This window comes from Marinobacter aromaticivorans, from assembly GCF_002806975.1.
In the GTDB taxonomy this organism is placed as follows: domain Bacteria; phylum Pseudomonadota; class Gammaproteobacteria; order Pseudomonadales; family Oleiphilaceae; genus Marinobacter; species Marinobacter aromaticivorans.
The window spans coordinates 1-17,204 of sequence record NZ_NIHD01000001.1; the positions used below are offsets into that span (position 1 = coordinate 1).

At 56.2% G+C, this 17,204-nt stretch carries 16 protein-coding genes, 1 other RNA gene and 1 pseudogene; 11 read left to right on the forward strand and 7 right to left on the reverse strand.

The features are described 5' to 3' along the window. Positions 1–224, reverse strand: a pseudogene (locus CDH48_RS00005) (BCCT family transporter); the annotation flags it as partial. 256 nt (positions 225–480) lie between these two features. Between CDH48_RS00005 and CDH48_RS00010 the strand changes: the two are divergent. Together CDH48_RS00010 and CDH48_RS00015 are read left to right on the forward strand one after the other, a co-directional pair. Further along, complete coding sequence (locus tag CDH48_RS00010) at positions 481–1,815, forward strand: NAD(P)/FAD-dependent oxidoreductase (RefSeq protein WP_100686666.1); 1,335 nt, start codon at positions 481–483, stop codon at positions 1,813–1,815. 12 nt (positions 1,816–1,827) lie between these two features. After that, positions 1,828–2,175 carry a hypothetical protein gene (locus CDH48_RS00015; RefSeq protein WP_100686667.1) on the forward strand — a complete coding sequence of 116 codons (348 nt, stop codon included), beginning with the start codon at positions 1,828–1,830 and terminating at the stop codon, positions 2,173–2,175. Between the two features lie 21 nt (positions 2,176–2,196). Here CDH48_RS00015 and CDH48_RS00020 read toward each other — a convergent pair whose 3' ends face one another. From CDH48_RS00020 to smpB, 4 genes are all read right to left on the reverse strand, one after another. Further along, positions 2,197–2,853, reverse strand: coding sequence for an SDR family NAD(P)-dependent oxidoreductase (locus CDH48_RS00020; RefSeq protein WP_100686668.1), 657 nt, complete (start codon positions 2,851–2,853; stop codon positions 2,197–2,199). Between the two features lie 156 nt (positions 2,854–3,009). Continuing rightward, positions 3,010–3,373, reverse strand: a transfer-messenger RNA (tmRNA) gene (gene ssrA / locus CDH48_RS00025). A gap of 91 nt (positions 3,374–3,464) precedes the next feature. After that, on the reverse strand, positions 3,465–4,883 hold the full coding sequence (locus CDH48_RS00030) for a WS/DGAT/MGAT family O-acyltransferase (protein WP_100686669.1): 1,419 nt from the start codon (positions 4,881–4,883) through the stop codon (positions 3,465–3,467). Positions 4,884–5,016: 133 nt separating this feature from the next. Next, positions 5,017–5,496 carry an SsrA-binding protein SmpB gene (smpB, locus tag CDH48_RS00035; protein WP_100687167.1) on the reverse strand — a complete coding sequence of 160 codons (480 nt, stop codon included), beginning with the start codon at positions 5,494–5,496 and terminating at the stop codon, positions 5,017–5,019. A gap of 188 nt (positions 5,497–5,684) precedes the next feature. On the opposite strand from smpB, the gene CDH48_RS00040 reads away from it, so the two are divergent. The 3 genes from CDH48_RS00040 to CDH48_RS00050 all read left to right on the forward strand — a co-directional run bounded on the left by CDH48_RS00040 (position 5,685) and on the right by CDH48_RS00050 (position 8,122). Beyond that, entirely contained in the window at positions 5,685–7,310 is a 1,626-nt protein-coding gene (locus tag CDH48_RS00040) for a sodium-dependent transporter (protein ID WP_100686670.1), read from the forward strand. A 75-nt stretch (positions 7,311–7,385) separates the two neighbouring features. Further along, positions 7,386–7,829, forward strand: coding sequence for a type II toxin-antitoxin system RatA family toxin (locus tag CDH48_RS00045; RefSeq protein WP_100686671.1), 444 nt, complete (start codon positions 7,386–7,388; stop codon positions 7,827–7,829). After that, entirely contained in the window at positions 7,829–8,122 is a 294-nt protein-coding gene (locus tag CDH48_RS00050) for an RnfH family protein (protein WP_100686672.1), read from the forward strand. The genes CDH48_RS00045 and CDH48_RS00050 overlap by 1 nt, the downstream gene beginning before the upstream one ends. Here CDH48_RS00050 and CDH48_RS00055 read toward each other — a convergent pair. Then, entirely contained in the window at positions 8,116–8,442 is a 327-nt protein-coding gene (locus CDH48_RS00055) for an outer membrane protein assembly factor BamE (RefSeq protein WP_100686673.1), read from the reverse strand. The two genes, CDH48_RS00050 and CDH48_RS00055, sit on opposite strands and share 7 nt — an antisense overlap. 122 nt (positions 8,443–8,564) lie before the next feature. Between CDH48_RS00055 and fur the strand changes: the two genes are divergently transcribed. Continuing rightward, complete coding sequence (gene fur / locus CDH48_RS00060; RefSeq protein WP_100686674.1) at positions 8,565–8,975, forward strand: ferric iron uptake transcriptional regulator; 411 nt, start codon at positions 8,565–8,567, stop codon at positions 8,973–8,975. A 113-nt stretch (positions 8,976–9,088) separates the two neighbouring features. Here the strand turns inward: fur and recN are convergent, their stop codons facing one another. Then, a complete protein-coding gene (gene recN, locus CDH48_RS00065; RefSeq protein WP_100686675.1) occupies positions 9,089–10,768 on the reverse strand; it encodes a DNA repair protein RecN in 1,680 nt (559 codons plus the stop codon). A gap of 255 nt (positions 10,769–11,023) precedes the next feature. On the opposite strand from recN, the gene grpE reads away from it, so the two are divergent. The 5 genes from grpE to carA all read left to right on the forward strand — a co-directional run bounded on the left by grpE (position 11,024) and on the right by carA (position 17,204). After that, positions 11,024–11,626, forward strand: a complete 603-nt coding sequence (gene grpE, locus CDH48_RS00070; RefSeq protein WP_100686676.1) for a nucleotide exchange factor GrpE — start codon at positions 11,024–11,026, stop codon at positions 11,624–11,626. Positions 11,627–11,729: 103 nt separating this feature from the next. Next, a complete protein-coding gene (gene dnaK / locus CDH48_RS00075; RefSeq protein ID WP_100686677.1) occupies positions 11,730–13,649 on the forward strand; it encodes a molecular chaperone DnaK in 1,920 nt (639 codons plus the stop codon). Positions 13,650–13,727: 78 nt separating this feature from the next. Next, positions 13,728–14,855, forward strand: a complete 1,128-nt coding sequence (dnaJ, locus tag CDH48_RS00080; RefSeq protein ID WP_100686678.1) for a molecular chaperone DnaJ — start codon at positions 13,728–13,730, stop codon at positions 14,853–14,855. A 24-nt stretch (positions 14,856–14,879) separates the two neighbouring features. Next, the gene (dapB, locus tag CDH48_RS00085; RefSeq protein WP_100686679.1) at positions 14,880–15,680 is read left to right on the forward strand and encodes a 4-hydroxy-tetrahydrodipicolinate reductase; all 801 of its coding nucleotides are present in this window, start codon (positions 14,880–14,882) and stop codon (positions 15,678–15,680) included. A gap of 393 nt (positions 15,681–16,073) precedes the next feature. After that, a complete protein-coding gene (carA, locus tag CDH48_RS00090; protein WP_188437592.1) occupies positions 16,074–17,204 on the forward strand; it encodes a glutamine-hydrolyzing carbamoyl-phosphate synthase small subunit in 1,131 nt (376 codons plus the stop codon).

Consider the following 17,204-nt stretch of genomic DNA (forward strand, 5'->3'; position numbering starts at 1 on the left):
ATGGCGATAAAGAAGGTTGCCAGCAGCAGCATCTGGAAGTAGGAGCCAAACACTTTGGCGGTCCAGGCAAAGCCATTGCCGATCAGGTCGGCCACGCCCTTGAGGTCGAACAGGGAGAAGCCGACGAACAGGACAATAAAGCCCACGCTGAGGGTGAGCACCACCGGATCACCCAGTTGGGCTATGGAGTAGTCCCCGCCGGAATCGCGGCTGTTATTCTTCATAAAACCAACCCTTGTGATTAAACACAGCTAAACGAGGGGCGCGACCTTGCCACAAAGCGGGCGCCAATACCAACGTCGCGAACCACTTTTGAACAGGGTGGCCTTTGTTCTGGCTGCCTTTTACCGGACCAAGGTGAATTGTTGAGGGGCGACATTATGTCGCAGGCCGACAGGGAAGTTGGTTGGCTGGTTTAAGCTATATTGAAAGTACAACAAAAGAAAGCCGCCTGTGGCGGACCCTGGTCAGGAGATTAACATGCCTCGGTTTCCCTTGAAGTCCCCTAATCTGGGGCGTCGTGAATTGCTCAAACTGGGGCTGGGTGCCAGTGCCGCCGGCCTGATGCCACTTTCCAGCCTGATGGCTAACACCGTTTCAACCCGGGCCCGCATCGTTATTCTGGGTGGTGGTGCTGCCGGTATGAGTATGGCGAATCGCCTGGTCAGGCGCTTGAGTGGTGCAACCATAACGGTGGTGGAGCCGCGTGAGCTGCATCAATATCAGCCAGGCTGGACGCTTGTCGCCTCCGGTGTCTGGGAAGCTGACAGGACACTAAGACCCAACGCCGACTTCCGGCCCGCGGGCATAGACTGGGTGAAAGGGCCCGCGGTAGGTATCGACGCCGAGCAACGTAAAATTACCCTGGCCGATGCCAGCACCCTCGAATACGACCTGCTGGTTGTGGCTACAGGTTTGCAGCTGAATTATGACCTGATAGAGGGGATGTCACCCGAGCTGATCGGTAGTAACGGCATCGGCAGTGTTTATGCGAGCCTGGAGGCTGCAACCCGCACCCGTGATGCTATTGATGGATGGCTGGACAAAGGTGGTGGCCAAGGTATTTTTACCTCGCCGCAAACCGCCATCAAGTGCGCTGGTGCGCCTATCAAGATGACGTTTACCACCCTCTCCCGAATCAAGGCAAAGGGTGAACGTGAGCGTTTTGATCTGGACTACTATACCGCTGGAGGCGGAATGTTCAGTCAGCCCTGGGTCAGCGAGTTTTTGAAGCAGCGTTTTGACAGGGAAAACATTACCCGCCATCACCTTCAGTACCTCAGCGCCATTGATCCCGCAGGAAGGCAAGCCGAATTCACTTCGAAGGATGGCAGCACCGAAGTGCGCGACTACGACTTTATTCACGTGGTGCCGCCGATGAGCGCTCCGGACTTTGTCAAAGACAGCGATCTGATCGCCCAGGATGGCCCCTTCAAAGGAGAGTGGCTCGATAGCGACATGTATACGATGCAGCATAATCGCTATCCGGAGGTGTTTGGTATCGGTGACGTAATAGGCTGTCCGATCAACAAAACCGCCGCCAGCGTAAAGGCCCAGGCGCCCGTAGTGGAGGCCAACATCGCAGCCTTCCTGCAAGAGAAGGCGCTGCCCGCGCGCCATAATGGCTATACGTCTTGCCCGCTGATTACAGACATCGGCAAGGCAATGCTGGTGGAGTTCGGTTACGACAACAACATGGATTTCCTGCCTTCCTTCTCCTTTATTGATCCGAAGGAAGAATCCTGGTCGGTCTGGGTTCTCAAAGACCACCTGCTCCAGCCCGCCTATTACGCCATGCTTAAAGGCCGCGTTTAAGGAGATTTTATTATGACATTTTCAATTTCCGGTATATTCGCTGTGCTGTCATACGCCATCCAGCCTTTTGTGACGTTGATCCTTGCTGTTCTTGCAGTGCTGGTCATTGTTCAGCTTGTCGCCAGGAGCCGCCACTATCGCGCCGGAAGCCACAGCTGCACTCCTGCGGCCATTGTGGCATTGCTGGCAGGCCTTGCGACGGTCTGGTTGCTGCCGATGCTGACCAGCTCCCGCGTGGCCTTTGTAACCACAGTGGTTGACTGGCTGGCACTCATTGCTGCGTCGCTGGGTGTCGCACTTATTGTGTGGTTGATACTGCATCCACTGAGTTATCTGGTCCGTGGTGCGCGGCAGAGTTAGCCGCGCACTTATCAGACATATTTAGAAGGTGCAGTCAGTTCCGTCCCAGGATCTGAAACATCCGGTATCAGCAAGCCGCAGTTCATCAATCTGCCGGCGCAGCCCCGGAATGGCCTCTTCTAGGGTCAGATCCGCCGAGTCACCACCCATATCGGTGGCAACCCAGCCCGGATGGTAAATGCCCACCGCGATTCCGTCACTTTCCAGGCTTATTGCCAGGTTACGGCCAAGGTTTATCACCGCCGCTTTGGATGAGCGATAGATGAACCGGTTGCCGGCAGGCAAGTGCTGGGACCCCATCTGGCTCGCAATAATGGCAATTTTCGGAGCTTCGCCCGCTTCCATGCTGGCCCGAAGGTTGGGTAGCAGGGCCTGAACCACCAGAAACACACCGGTGACATTCACGGCAAAAGTCCGGGCCCAAAGTTCCGGGGCATATCCGGTTTCCAGTTCATCAAACTTGTCGAGAGAAACCCCCGCATTACAGACCAGTGTGGAAACTGGGCGCCCTTGCAGGCGTTTCGCCAGTTGTTTGATGCTCTCAGGGTCTGCAACATCCAGTGGTTCCATGCCGGGAGCATTCCGGGCCGTCGCAATAACCTTTTCTCCCGAGCCTTGCCACTCCCTTGCAAGTGCTTGCCCTATGCCACGGTTGGCACCGGTAATCAGTATTGTCATGGGGCTTCTCCTCACTTCCGGGCAGTTTGCAGGGCGGAAAGGCTAACGCTGATTCGCATTTTTGCCCCGGTTGACACTATGTGGACACTTCCAGCATAAACTCAAATCCCGGAAACGAAAAAAGCTCCTGATTTCAGGAGCTTTTTTCTGGTTGTTTGGTGGAGACGGCGGGAATTGAACCCGCGTCCGCCAGTACTATGCCTTGAGATCTACATGTTTATGTCCTTCTATTTATTTAACCTCAAGCGACCCGAAGGCCAGGGTGCAAGAGGCGAGTTCTTTAAATCTTAGCCGTCAGACAGTGAACTCTGGCTAACGGAGCATCCCGTAAGCGATGACGTCCTGAGATGTTGCTTCCGGGCTACGGGCGACCCGGTCAGGACGACTAGCAGCTTACGCTGCTAGTGCGTAGTTTTCGTCGTTTGCGACTATTGCGTTGCAGCTTTGGATTTACGAGATTGGCTGCCATCTCGACATGCACTCAAGGGTTCGCCACCAGCGTCGAAGCCATGTCGTCCCCTTGCATTCAGTATATGTGGGCGCCTTGCACAACTTCAAGCCCTCTTTGCTGATAATTTGCGCAAGGCGGGCTGCCCGGGGGCCGGTTCCTCTCAACCAGCCAGGCGTTTGATACTCTCTTGCCTGCCCGCCAGGGCCGCGTGGCTCAGGGCCTCAAAGCTCTCGCGGAAGTAGCCCATCACGGCATCCGGGTCCGCCTGGATGGCTTTGTCTACGGTAATGCCGAACTGAACCGTACCGGCATAGCTGAAAATACTCATGCCGATACCGATATTGCCGCTCTGTGGCACCCAGAACATGGGCTGCACCAGTTTGCTGCCGGCAAGATACACCGGTTCTCTGGGGCCGGGCACGTTGGTAAGTACCGCTGAGGCTTTGTTGCTGAGCAATTCCAGTGCCCGCCGCTCCAGAATGTCAGGGCCCCGCCCGAACAGATCAAGCAGGCTGTAAGTAACCTGAGCCTGATAGGATTGCTTGAGGCGGTTCATATTTTCCTGAACCTGCCGGAAGCACATAACGGGATCGGCAATTTCCACCGGCAGGCAGACCAGCACCAGCCCGAACTGGTTCCCCAGGGTCTCTATGGGCTGATTGAGAGGCCTCAGGTTAAACGGCACAGCAACGCGGATTCCACAATCGGGAATGACTTCCTTGCTGGCCTTGAAGTGCCGATGGAGCGCCCCTGTGGCTGCGCAGAGCAGGGTGTCGTTGATAGTGCCACCCAGGGCCTTGGCGCAGGCTTTTACTTCGGCCAGATCCAGTGGCTCGGCCCAGGCAACATGTTTGCGCCCGGATAGCGGGTTTTTCAACCCGGTCTTTGGTTCAAACGGGGCCAGCCCGAGTTTCAGCAGGTCTACCGCCACGCCAGTGGCGGTACTGGCCAGTTTCAGAGGGTAATTGGGCTCTTCCCGCACAGATTGCATGAATAGCTTGGCCTGGTAGGTGGCCGCCTCGGTTGTGTCGAGGGCGCGATGGAGGAGGCGGTTTATGATTGAGGGTGTGTGCTCTTTCAGGGGCCGGGACAAGGAGACTTTCTTTACAGCGGGTTCCGGGGTTTTGTCGGTTAAAGAAAGCAGTACCCGAACCAGCGATATGCCATCGGCAATACAATGGTGAATACGTATCAAGAGTGCGCAACCGCCCTGATAGTTATCGATGTAATGCATCTGCCACAGGGGATGTCGCAGGTCCAGCGAGGTGCTGTTGAGGTCGCTGGCCAGAGCCTGGAGCTCGGCTTTCCCGGCCTTTCCCGGGAGCGCGATCCGGTGCAGGTGGTTATCGATATCAAACAGTGGATCGTCCTGCCAGTAGGTCTTGTCGCCTTCATCAACAACGCGCTGGCGAAATCGCCGAAAGCACAGAAAGCGCTCATTGATGATGCGTTCCAGGCGGCTGATAGCGATTGGTTTATCGAATACCAGCACGGCCGAGATCATCATCGGATTACTTGGGGTGTCCATCCGTAACCACGAGCGGTCAACCGCTGTCATTGGGACCCGTTTAGCTGACATAAGCCCTCCCTCTGCAGTGCACCGGACAACAGCAGTATAGGCAGGTAAAAAAGCGGTGCATACAGCTCAGTATGCGACACAAAGTGCCCCTTGCCCATGACGCGGATCAGGAAACGCCTGACAGCCGGCGCTGTCAGGCGTTTGCGTCACGCAGAATGCGCTGTTTCTGGCGGTTCCAGTCCCGCTCTTTTTCGGTGGCACGCTTGTCGTAGAGCTTTTTGCCTTTTACCAGCGCAATTTCGCACTTCACCTTGTTCTTCTTCCAATACAGGGCAAGAGGAATACAGGTATAACCCTCCTTACTGACCTGGCCCACAATTTTGGCAATTTCTTTGGCATGGAGAAGAAGCTTGCGGGTGCGGGTAGGGTCTGCAACCACGTGGGTAGAGGCCGTGTTGAGCGGGGTGATGTGAGCACCCAGGAGCCAGGCCTCGCCATTCTTGAGGAGTACATAGGCATCCACCAGCTGGGCCTTGCCCGCGCGCAGGGATTTTACTTCCCAGCCCTGCAGGGCCAGGCCCGCCTCAAAGCGATCCTCAATATGGTATTCGTGTTTCGCCTTTTTGTTGAGGGCGATGGTACTGCTGGGGGTACCGGGTTTTTTCTTGCTCATGAAACAGTTATCCGGCTTCGGACGAATGATCGGGCCAACCATGCACAGGTCGGCGAAAGGCGCATTGTAGCCCAGGAGTGCCAGACCGGTCACGAAATGGCCTTCGATGGCACGTAAAAGCGCGCCCGGTTCGTGCGCGACAGAGCCCTTCGGCTACAATGTTGGGTCAGACACTTTCAGGGGCGAAAATGCCTACGCCGTATCAGACACCTAACGGGTCATTTACCCGCAAATCTACGTTCTTCTGGGCCGCAGTGGGCGCAACTGTGGGTCTGGCTAACCTGTGGCAGTTTCCTTATCTGGCGAGCCTGCACGGTGGCGGGCTCTTTGTTCTGGTGTATCTCGGTTGCCTGATACTGGTGGCCTTGCCCCTGATGGTTACCGAAGCCGCCGTTGGTCGCTACGCACGCCGTGGCATTGTATTGGCGATGGATGGGCTTGTTCGCAGCGCGAAGAGCTCAAGAGTATGGATGGTCGCAGCCCGCCTGAGCATACTGGCGGCTTTTCTGGTGTTGTCTTTTACCGCGGTATTCGGCGCTATTGCACTGGCCTATGTGTTTTTTGGGGCAATGGGCCGGTTTTCCGGTGCCGGGGAGGCAGGGGCCATCAATATCCTTGCCGGGCTGGTGTCTGATCCGCGGGCATTTCGCGAGTTTATGGGTTGGCATGTTTTTTTCCTGTTTCTGGTGCTTTGGGTATCCGGGCAGGGTGTGGCTGATGGCCTCGAACGGGCGTTCAGAATCCTGGTGCCCTTTACTCTGCTGATTCTGCTCGCCCTTTTCGGGTTTGCCGCCTGGCAGGGGCGAATTGACGGTGCCATGAGCCTGGTTCTCGACATGCGTCCGCAGGATCTCACCTGGGCGAGTGTGCGATCGGCCCTATTTCATGCGTTTTTTACACTGGGCCTGGGGATGGGGGTCTGGGCCGTTCTTGGCTCTTACAGCGCACCGGAAACGCGCCTGAAGCGATCGGTGCTAGCGGCGGTACTGGTTGATACCCTGGTGGCGATCCTGGCCGGGGTGCTGGTTTTTTCTCTGGCCACCGAAAGCAACACTTTTGATGGTGAGCGAGGGTTTAGCCTGTTGTTCGTTTCACTCCCGGTTACCCTTGCCCAGTTCCCGGCAAGCCAGTTTGTTATCTCCACTGTATTCGTTGTAGTGGTGATGATCGTGTGGGCAACGGCCCTGGCTCTGTTGGAGCCGGTGGTAGGCTGGTTCCGTGAGTGGACGGCTGCGCCGCGGGGATTGACGGTGATTCTGGTGGGCCTGACGGTTTGGCTGGTGGGCCTGGCCTCGCTGTTTTCGTTCAACCTGTGGTCGGAGTACCGGTTCGGCGGAGCAACGCTGTTCCGCTGGCTGGAAGTCGCTACGGGTGGATTAATAATCCCCCTGGTGGCGATTCTCATGGCAGTTTTTACTGGCTGGCAGCTGACCAGAAATCTCTCAAAAACCATAGTGGGAGCAACGCCCAGGGTCCTTGATACAATCTGGCTATGGGTCATGCGTCTGGTGTTACCGGTGGTGGTTGCCTACATAGGTATTCATTACACGGTTGGCTCCCTGGCAAGCTTGTGTGACAACGGCGGCGACGCCTTCTGGTGCGAACCCGTGCCAGGGATGGTGTCGCGGGGCAATGATCAGGCTCCCGCAGAGGCGCCAGAGGGGGATGAACTCGGTGTTGTCAGGGGAAATGCGGATGACGGTGCAGGTGATCTGCTGCCGGCAGAGCAAAGGCCGGCAGACAAGCAGGATAGCCGGCAATCGACACCTGAAAATACCCCCAAGAACGATGATATCCTTTATCATAGCGTCTGATTGCAGCATTGTTAGCTCGTTATACATCTGCAACAGGTTTCAACGCGCGTTTGATAAGCAGGACAATTGGTTCCAATGCCCCATCAGATTGATAAAACAGCCCTGGTTATGCACTCTGCGGAGCGCATGTTTCATCTGGTAAACGACATCGCCCGATACCCCGAGTTTCTGCCCTGGTGTGCCGGTGCCGAGATTCATCAGCAAAATCCGGAACAAATCGTGGCGTCACTTGAAATCGCCAAGGGTGGTGTGCGCCACAAGCTCACCACGCGTAACCAGCTGTTAATGCCTGAAGCCATTGAGATGGACCTGGTGGACGGGCCGTTTCGCAATCTCAAGGGGCGCTGGCACTTCAAGGCGCTGGATGACAATGCCTGCAAAGTTGTCCTGACTCTGGAATTCGAGTTCTCAGGCTCCCTGTCTCGCATGACCTTTGGCCCTGTGTTCAATCAGGCGGCCACTACCATGGTGGATGCTTTTTGCCGTCGCGCCGACGCTGTCTATAAAGGAGGTGCCTGATGCCGCAGGTGGAAGTAGCCTTCGCCCGGCCTGATAAGCAGGAAATTATTCCGGTTCAGGTTCCGGAAGGCACAACGGCACTTGAGGCAGTCAAGCTGTCCGGCATTGTTGAGATATTTCCGGAGATTGATCCCGATTCCATCGATATGGGAATATTCGGCAAGGTCATCAAAAACCCGGCAAAGCACGAAGTGCGCACCGGGGACAGGGTGGAATTATACCGCCCCCTCAAGATCGACCCGAAACAGGCGCGCCTGAATCGGGCCAAAAAGAAAACCGGGCCGGATCAGTAGGCGGGTGTTTCTTCCAGCAGCTGCGCTTCGTAATGAGAAAAGCGGTCGTCGTCGTAATACACAATGATACGTTGCTCTTCAATATCGCCTCCACGGCGCTGGAAGGTATACACGTAGTATTCGCGGGAAAGGTCAGCCGGGTTCAGCATCAGAGGGCTGCCAAGGAGCGCATGAACCTGGTTGCGAGGCATGCCCTCGTTTAGTTTTGTCAGCTCTTCATCAGTAACAATGTTGCCTTGCTGGACGTTAATCTTGTAAACGCCCGGGAAAGCACAACCGGACAGAATGAGAGTGAGAATGAGAGCTGTGAGCTTTTGCATCGCCAGTGGAAATCCTCTATCTTGAAATCGCCTGCCAAGGGCAGGTGTGGCACGGGTTAACCGTTCAATAGCGGCTTCATCATACCGGAAGCCGTGAGGCACACCAAAGAGTGAATAGGAACATGTCATCTGAAAATGCCGAATTACGAAAAGTCGGTCTTAAAGTAACTCTTCCAAGAGTGAAAATCTTCAACATCCTGGAAAATGCCAAGGACCATCACTTAAGCGCCGAGGATGTGTACAAGCGACTTCTGGATCAGGGTGATGATGTTGGGCTGGCCACCGTGTACCGCGTGCTGACCCAGTTCGAGACAGCCGGGCTGGTGCTGCGTCACAATTTTGAAGGCGGCCATGCGGTATTCGAGATGGCTGGTGAGGATCATCACGACCACATGGTTTGCACCCAGACCGGCCAGGTGATCGAGTTTGTTGACGAGGTTATCGAAGAGCGACAGAAGAAAATTGCGAAAGAGCACGGCTATGAAATTGTCGAGCACAGCCTGATTCTCTACGTCAAGCCCCTCAAAGAGTAATATCGGCAATCGTCAAGCTGGCATTCATAGCGCAGATAAAAAAGGGGGCAGGCTTTGATGCCTGCCCCAACAGCTCTCAGGGTCGAGAGGGGGAAGTGATTGGTGCCATCAACTCAGTGATGGGTTGCCTGTCCTTTTGAAAACATTTCTGTCGCGTGGGCAAGGGTATGTTCAGTCATATCCACGCCGCCAAGCATCCTTGCAACTTCACTGATTCTTCCCTGGTCATCCAGAGATTCGATTTTCGAGAAAGTCGCGTCCTGCTGCGTAAATTTACTGACAAACAGGTGTTGGTGGCACTGGGCTGCTACCTGTGGCAGGTGAGTCACACAGATTACCTGCCCGTTTGCACCCAATGCGCGCAGTAGTTTGCCGACCACCTCGGCGGTTCCGCCACCAATGCCTACATCCACTTCGTCGAAGATCAGTGTGGGGGTTGTGGATGTTTGGGCAACAACCACCTGAATCGCCAGGCTGATACGGGACAGCTCGCCGCCGGACGCCACTTTGGCAAGGGGTCTTGCCGGTTGCCCCGGGTTGGCGCTGACCAGAAACTCGATGTCTTCCAGCCCGTGTGGCGCGGGCTCGTCCTGGCCAGAACGGTCCAGGTGGGTAACAAACTGCACCGACGGCATACTCAGCTGCGCAAGTTCGCCGGCAACGCGTGTGTCCAGTTCCGCCGCTGCCTTGCTCCGCGCCGCGGACAGCTTGTCCGCCAGTTCATCAAAGCTCCGGCGCCGGGTTTCCAGCTCGGCTTCCAGTTGCTCCAGGCTGCCTTCGCCGCCATCCAGTTCTGCCAGTTCGTTACGCAACCGCTGATGAAATTCCGGCAGATCTTCCGGGCTGATGCGGTGTTTTCGTGCCATCTGGTAAATAGCACTCAGCCTTTCTTCCACTTCCGTCAGCCGTGCCGGGTCCGCTTCATAGTCATCCACAAAATGCCGAAGGTTGTTACCGGCTTCGCTGATCTGGATATGGGCTTCGTTCAGCATCTGCAGGGTATCTGTGAGTGCGGGAACCTCCGTCGGGAGTTGTTCAAGCTGCTGCAGGGCCTGGCGAACCAGGCTCGCGGCACTGGTTTCATCCTCGGTGCACAGCAAGGCCGCCTGATGACTGCTGTGGAGGATTGCGTCGGCCTGGCTCAGTTGCGCCTGCTCCTGCTCAAGCTGTTCCTGTTCACCGGTTTCCAGCGCCAGGCGATCAAGCTCTTCAACCTGGTACCGCAGCAGTTGCAATCTGGCTTCAGATTCTTCTGCGTTCTGTTGGCGTTCGTGCAGCTGTGTGCGGATCCGGTTCCAGGCTTTCCACGCTTCCCGGGTCTGGTTTGCAAGATCTTCTGCGCCTGCGAACTCATCAAGCAGTTTGCGGTGGGTTTCTTTACGCAGCAGTGACTGGTGCTGATGCTGGCTGTGAATGTCCATCAACACCCCGCCCAGATCTTTCAGGTGGGCAAGCGGGCAGGGCTGGCCGTTAATATAGGCCCGGGATCGCCCGTCTTTACTGATTACCCGGCGCAGAATACAGTCGTTGTCGTCATCCAGTTCGTGGTTTTGAAGCCACTTTAAGGCCTCCGGAATCCCGGAGACATCAAAGGTGGCGGTAATATCAGCGCGTTTAGCGCCGTGACGCACCGCCCCGGCATCTGCCCGGCTACCCATGGCCAGCCCGAGGGCGTCCAGCACAATGGATTTGCCCGCTCCTGTCTCGCCAGTGAGTGCTGTCATGCCTTTGTTGAACTGAAGTTCGACTCTCTCGGCGATTGCGTAATTGGATACCGTGAGCTGTGTAAGCATGCAGAAACTCCTGCCTTGTCAAGTTGTACTGTTCGTTCATACAGTAACTGTGAATATATACAGGGGTGTGCCCGTTTGTAAATACAATAAGGGTATTTTCTTCAGGAATGCAGTTTTTGGTGGTTGAAACCTGAGCGGTGAACCCCATATCGGTCGGCAACAGCGTTCTTCCGGCACTGCGCGGCCGGAGCTTGTGTTTATATGTTTAATTGGTCCGCGTTTTAGCCGGCCACCGAGGATCTGGCAGGAGTAGTCATGAGTACCGACGAAAACCGCAATGAGCAAGTAGACGAGTTGAATGAGACCGCTGCAGCGGCTGAGGAAGAAATGCAGGCCGAATCACAGGAAGCCGGGCAGGACGAGGTGTCCGAGGTGGAGGCCCTGAACGAACAGCTTCAGGATTCCCGGGAGCAGATGCTGCGGTTACAGGCAGAGATGCAGAATGTGCGTCGCCGGGCAGAGATTGATGTAGAGAAAGCCCATAAATTTGCCCTGGAAAAGTTCGTCAAGGAATTGCTCCCCGTTGCAGACAGCCTCGAAAAGGCCGTGGAAAGCACGGAAGGCCAGGAGGGTACTGATCAGCTCGTGGCTTCTATCCGTCAGGGTGCGGAGATGACGCTCAGCCTGCTTCTCTCGACCCTGAAAAAGTTCAATGTAGAGCCGATCAACCCGGTTGGTGAACCGTTCGATCCCCAGCAGCATGAGGCTATGTCTATGGTGCCCGCGCCGGACGCAGAGCCTAACAGCGTGGTGGCAGTGATCCAGAAAGGCTACCTGTTGAACGGGCGTGTTGTTCGCCCGGCCATGGTGATGGTGGCGAAGGCGCAGGATGCACCAAAAATTGATGAGCAGGCTTGAAAAGCCAGCGAAAGCGCCAATATAAACGTTAAACGCAAACCGCCGGAGCACGTTTTTCCGGGCAACTATTCAGTACAGCTTTCAGAAGAACTGGAGTGATTCAATGAGCAAGATTATCGGTATCGACCTTGGAACGACCAACTCGTGTGTTGCCATCATGGACGGCGATAAGGTCCGTGTTATTGAAAACGCCGAGGGTGATCGCACAACCCCGTCTATCATCGCTTACACCGATGACAACGAAATCCTGGTTGGCCAGTCGGCCAAGCGTCAGGCTGTTACCAACCCGGATAACACCATTTACGCGATCAAGCGTCTGATCGGTCGCCGCTTCAAAGATGAGGTTGTCCAGAAAGACATCAAGATGGTGCCCTACAAGATCACCGAAGCAGATAACGGTGATGCGTGGGTTGAGGTAAAAGGCCAGAAAATGGCGCCGCCGCAGGTGTCTGCAGAAATTCTGAAAAAGATGAAGAAGACTGCAGAAGACTATCTCGGTGAGAAAGTAACCGAAGCGGTTATCACCGTGCCGGCCTACTTCAACGACAGCCAGCGCCAGGCCACCAAAGACGCAGGCAAGATTGCCGGCCTGGAGGTCAAGCGCATCATCAACGAGCCTACTGCGGCAGCTCTGGCCTATGGCCTGGACAAGAAGAGCGGTGACCGTACTGTCGCCGTATACGACCTGGGTGGTGGTACCTTCGATCTGTCCATCATCGAGATTGCCGATGTGGACGGTGAGCACCAGTTCGAAGTACTGGCAACCAACGGTGACACCTTCCTGGGCGGTGAAGATTTCGATATGAAAATCATCGAATACCTGGCCGACCAGTTCAAGAAAGACAGTGGCATTGATCTGCGCGGCGACTCTCTGGCCATGCAGCGCCTGAAAGAAGCCGGTGAGAAAGCCAAGATCGAGCTTTCCAGCAGCCAGCAGACCGACGTTAACCTGCCGTACATCACTGCAGATGCCAGCGGTCCCAAGCACATGAACGTGAAGCTGACCCGTGCCAAGCTCGAGTCGCTGGTTGAAGATCTGGTCCAGCGCAGCCTGGAGCCCTGTAAGGTGGCACTTAAGGATGCCGGCATGAAGGCTGGCGACGTCGACGAGGTTATCCTCGTAGGTGGCCAGACCCGCATGCCGCTAGTGCAGGAAAAGGTTAAAGAGTTCTTTGGCAAAGAAGCCCGCAAGGACGTTAATCCCGATGAAGCCGTTGCCATGGGTGCTGCCATTCAGGCTGCCGTACTGTCAGGTGATGTAAAAGACGTACTGCTGCTGGATGTAACGCCGCTGACCCTGGGTATCGAAACCATGGGTGGTGTGGCTACCCCGCTGATCGAAAAGAACACGACGATTCCGACCAAGAAGTCGCAGACCTTCTCCACAGCGGAGGATAACCAGACTGCCGTAACCATTCACGTGGTTCAGGGCGAGCGCAAGCAGGCGTCACAGAACAAATCACTGGGTCGTTTTGACCTGGCAGATATTCCGCCCGCGCCCCGTGGTGTGCCGCAGATTGAAGTCACCTTTGATATCGATGCCAACGGTATCCTGAACGTGTCTGCGAAAGACAAGGCAACGGGTAAAGAACAGTCCATCGTGATCAAGGCGTCTTCAGGCCTGAACGACGAAGAAATCGAGAAGATGGTGCGGGACGCCGAGGCGAACGCCGAAGAAGACCGCAAGTTCGAGGAGCTTGTCCAGGTGCGCAACCAGGGCGATGCCATGGTACACGCAGTGCGCAAGACCCTGGCAGATGCCGGAGACAAGGTCAGCGATAGTGAGAAAGAATCTATCGAGGCTTCGATCAAAGAGCTGGAAGAAGCTCTGGCCGGCTCTGACAAGGACGATATTGAAGCCAAGACCCAGAAGCTGACTGAAGTTTCTGGCGAATTGGCCCAGAAGATGTACGCAGACCAGGAAGGTCAGGCTGGGCAGGCTGGTGGCCAGGAACAGGCCCAGTCCTCTGACGATGCAGTGGACGCCGAGTTCGAAGAAGTCAAAGACGACGAGAAGAAGTAAATCTGAAGTACATCAGGTAGTTGGAAAACGCGGAGCTGATCCGCGTTTTCCGCGTTTAAAAAACAGGGTTTTAAAAGCATGGCCAAGCGCGATTATTACGACATTCTCGGACTTTCCCGGGACGCGGACGAGAAAGAGATCAAGCGGGCTTACCGAAAGCTCGCCATGAAGTACCACCCCGACCGTAACCCGGAAGACAAAGATGCCGAGAACAAGTTCAAGGAGGCCAGCGAAGCCTACGAGATTCTGGCAGACCCGTCCAAGCGTGCGGCCTACGACCAGTTCGGCCATGCCGGCGTAGACGGCCAGGCCGGCGGCGGATTCGGGGGAGGTGGTGCCAACTTCTCTGATATCTTCGGCGACGTGTTTGGTGACATCTTTGGCGGCGGTGGCCGCGGCGGTCGCAACACCCGCGGCTCGGATCTGCGTTACACCCTGGAGCTGGACCTTGAAGAAGCCGTAAAAGGCAAAACCGTCAAGATTACCATCCCCGGCCATCGGGAATGTGATGCCTGCGACGGCAGCGGCGCTGAAAAAGGCTCGCGCCCGGAAACCTGTGGCACCTGTAAAGGCATGGGTCAGGTGCGTATGCAGCAAGGCTTCTTCGCCGTGCAGCAGACCTGCCCCACCTGCCGCGGTTCCGGCCAGATCATCAAGAACCCGTGCAAAGTCTGTCATGGACAGGGCCGGGTGCGGGAAGAAAAAACCCTCTCGGTTAAAGTGCCGCCGGGTGTGGATACCGGTGACCGTATCCGCCTCTCGGGCGAAGGCGAAATGGGCGTGGACGGAGGCCCCCCGGGCGATCTGTACGTCCAGATTTCAGTGCGGGAGCACTCAATCTTTACCCGTGATGGCCGCAACCTGTATTGCGAAGTGCCCATCAGCATTATCGACGCCACCCTCGGTGGCGAGCTTGAAGTGCCGACGCTGGATGGCCGTGTGAAGCTGAGAATTCCGGCGGAAACCCAGACCGGCAAGCTCTTCCGGCTGCGCAACAAAGGCGTCAGCCCTGTGCGCGGAGGCCCGGCGGGTGACCTGCTTTGCCGGGTGATTGTCGAAACCCCGGTCAACCTGACCAAGCGCCAGAAAGAACTGCTCGAAGAGTTCCAGACCACCCTGGACGGCAGCAATGGCACCAACCATGCACCGAAGAAAACCTCCTGGTTTGAGGGTGTCAAAAGCTTCTTCGACGAAATGAAATTCTGATCAGCTTCGCATAGGGAAAAGATCATGAGGGTAGCAATCATCGGCGCCGCCGGGCGCATGGGAAAGGTGCTGATTGAAGCGGTTGACGGCACAGAAGGGCTGGAGCTCGGTGCCGCTATTGTGGAACCGGGTAGCAGCCTGGTGGGAGCCGATGCCGGTGAAATGAGCAGCATCGGCAAAACCGGCGTCAAAATGGCGGGTGCCCTGGCCGACGTAAAGGACGATTTCGATGTATTGATCGATTTCACCTTTCCGGACCTGACCCTGGAAAACGCCGAATTCTGCAAAGCCAACGGCAAAATGCTCGTTATCGGCACCACCGGCTTGACCGACGCCGAAAAACAACAGCTCGCCCTGGCAGCGGAATCCACCCCCGTGGTATTTGCGCCCAACATGAGCGTAGGCGTTAACGTGGTGCTCAACCTCCTGCGCACTGCCGCAGCGACGCTGGGGGACGACTACGACGTCGAAATCATCGAAGCCCACCATCGCCACAAAAAAGATGCGCCCTCCGGCACCGCTTTGCGTATGGGCGAAGTGGTTGCCGATGCACTGGGTCGCGACCTCAAAGAGTGCGCGGTCTATGGCCGTGAAGGCTTCACCGGCGAACGCACCCGCAAGGAAATTGGCTTCGAAACCATCCGCGCCGGTGACGTAGTGGGCGATCACACCGTGCTCTTTGCCACCGAGGGCGAGCGTATCGAGATAACCCACAAGGCAAGTAGCCGCATGACTTTTGCCAAAGGCGCCATGCGTGCTGCGTTGTGGCTGAAGGACAAGCCTGCGGGCTTGTATGATATGCAGGATGTTCTGGGTTTGAGGTGAACCTTCTTTCCGGGGAATACTGACGGCATGCTCTGAGGCAGGGGCTTGGCATCTTTGCTCCGGGAATGTCGTAGGCCATGGATGGCCGAAGACAAGCGCACATGGATGTGCTCGTAGCGGTTCCCGGAGTAAAGATGCCAAGTGCCGGCCGGTGTTTCGGGATTGCTATAAAGCAGGGCGATTTTACATGGACACAAAACCGTAAATTTTATACAATAAGGCGGTTTAACTGCACCAAGCGTAGGCTTTGAAAAGCCCAGGGAACAAAAGCCGTTCCCGGATAACAAAAAGCGGGACGGAGTTTTGACTCCCTCTCGCTTTTTTGCGGCCTGAATTTGCGCTTGCGTTCCTGCACGTGACGAATTGAAACGCCACCCGATGAGGATACAAGCCTTGAGCACACCCGCAATCCTTGCACTCGCAGACGGAAGCCTGTTTTACGGCACCGCCATTGGCGCTGACGGCGAAACCAGTGGCGAAGTGGTGTTCAACACCGCCATGACCGGCTACCAGGAAATACTCACCGATCCGTCCTACGCCCGCCAACTCGTTACCCTGACATACCCCCACATCGGCAACACCGGTGTGAACGAAGAAGACGTAGAGTCAGACCGCATACAGGCCGCCGGCCTGATTATCCGGGATCTGCCCCTGGTTGCCAGCAACTGGCGCAGCACCGGGTCACTGGACGGGTACCTGCGAAGCAACAACATTGTCGGAATTGCCGATATTGACACCCGACGCCTCACCCGCATACTCCGCGACAAAGGCTCACAGAGCGGTGCTATTGTGGCCGGTGCTGACGCCACTGCCGAGCGTGCACTGGAACTCGCAAACGCGTTTCCCGGGCTCGAAGGCATGGATCTTGCCAAAGTGGTTACCTGCGAAAAACCCTACAAATGGACCCAGGGTGAGTGGACGTTGGGCAAAGGCTACGCAGAAGGTGGTGAGACAAAGTTCAGGGTTGTGGCCTGGGATTACGGCGTCAAGTTCAATATCCTGCGTATGCTCGCGTCCCGCGGCTGTGATGTAACCGTTGTACCCGCGCAAACCCCCGCTTCAGAAGTGCTGGCGATGAATCCCGACGGCATCTTCCTGTCCAACGGCCCCGGGGATCCCGAGCCTTGTGATTACGCCATAAAAGCCATTGAGGAAGTGCTTGAAACCGACATTCCCGTGTTTGGCATCTGCCTTGGCCACCAGCTGCTGGCGCTTGCCAGCGGTGCCAGAAGCATGAAGATGAAACACGGCCATCACGGCGCCAACCACCCGGTTCAGCGTCTTGAAAACGGCACCGTTATGATCACAAGCCAGAACCACGGTTTTGCGGTGGATGAAGCAACCCTGCCTGCCGTGCTGGAAGTGACCCACAAGTCGCTGTTTGATGGCACTTTGCAGGGTGTTCGCCGTACCGACAAGCCCGCGTTCAGCTTTCAGGGGCACCCGGAGGCAAGCCCGGGGCCCGGTGATGTGGCGTCTTTGTTTGACCAGTTTATCCGGCTGATGGAAGCCCGTTCGGCCTGA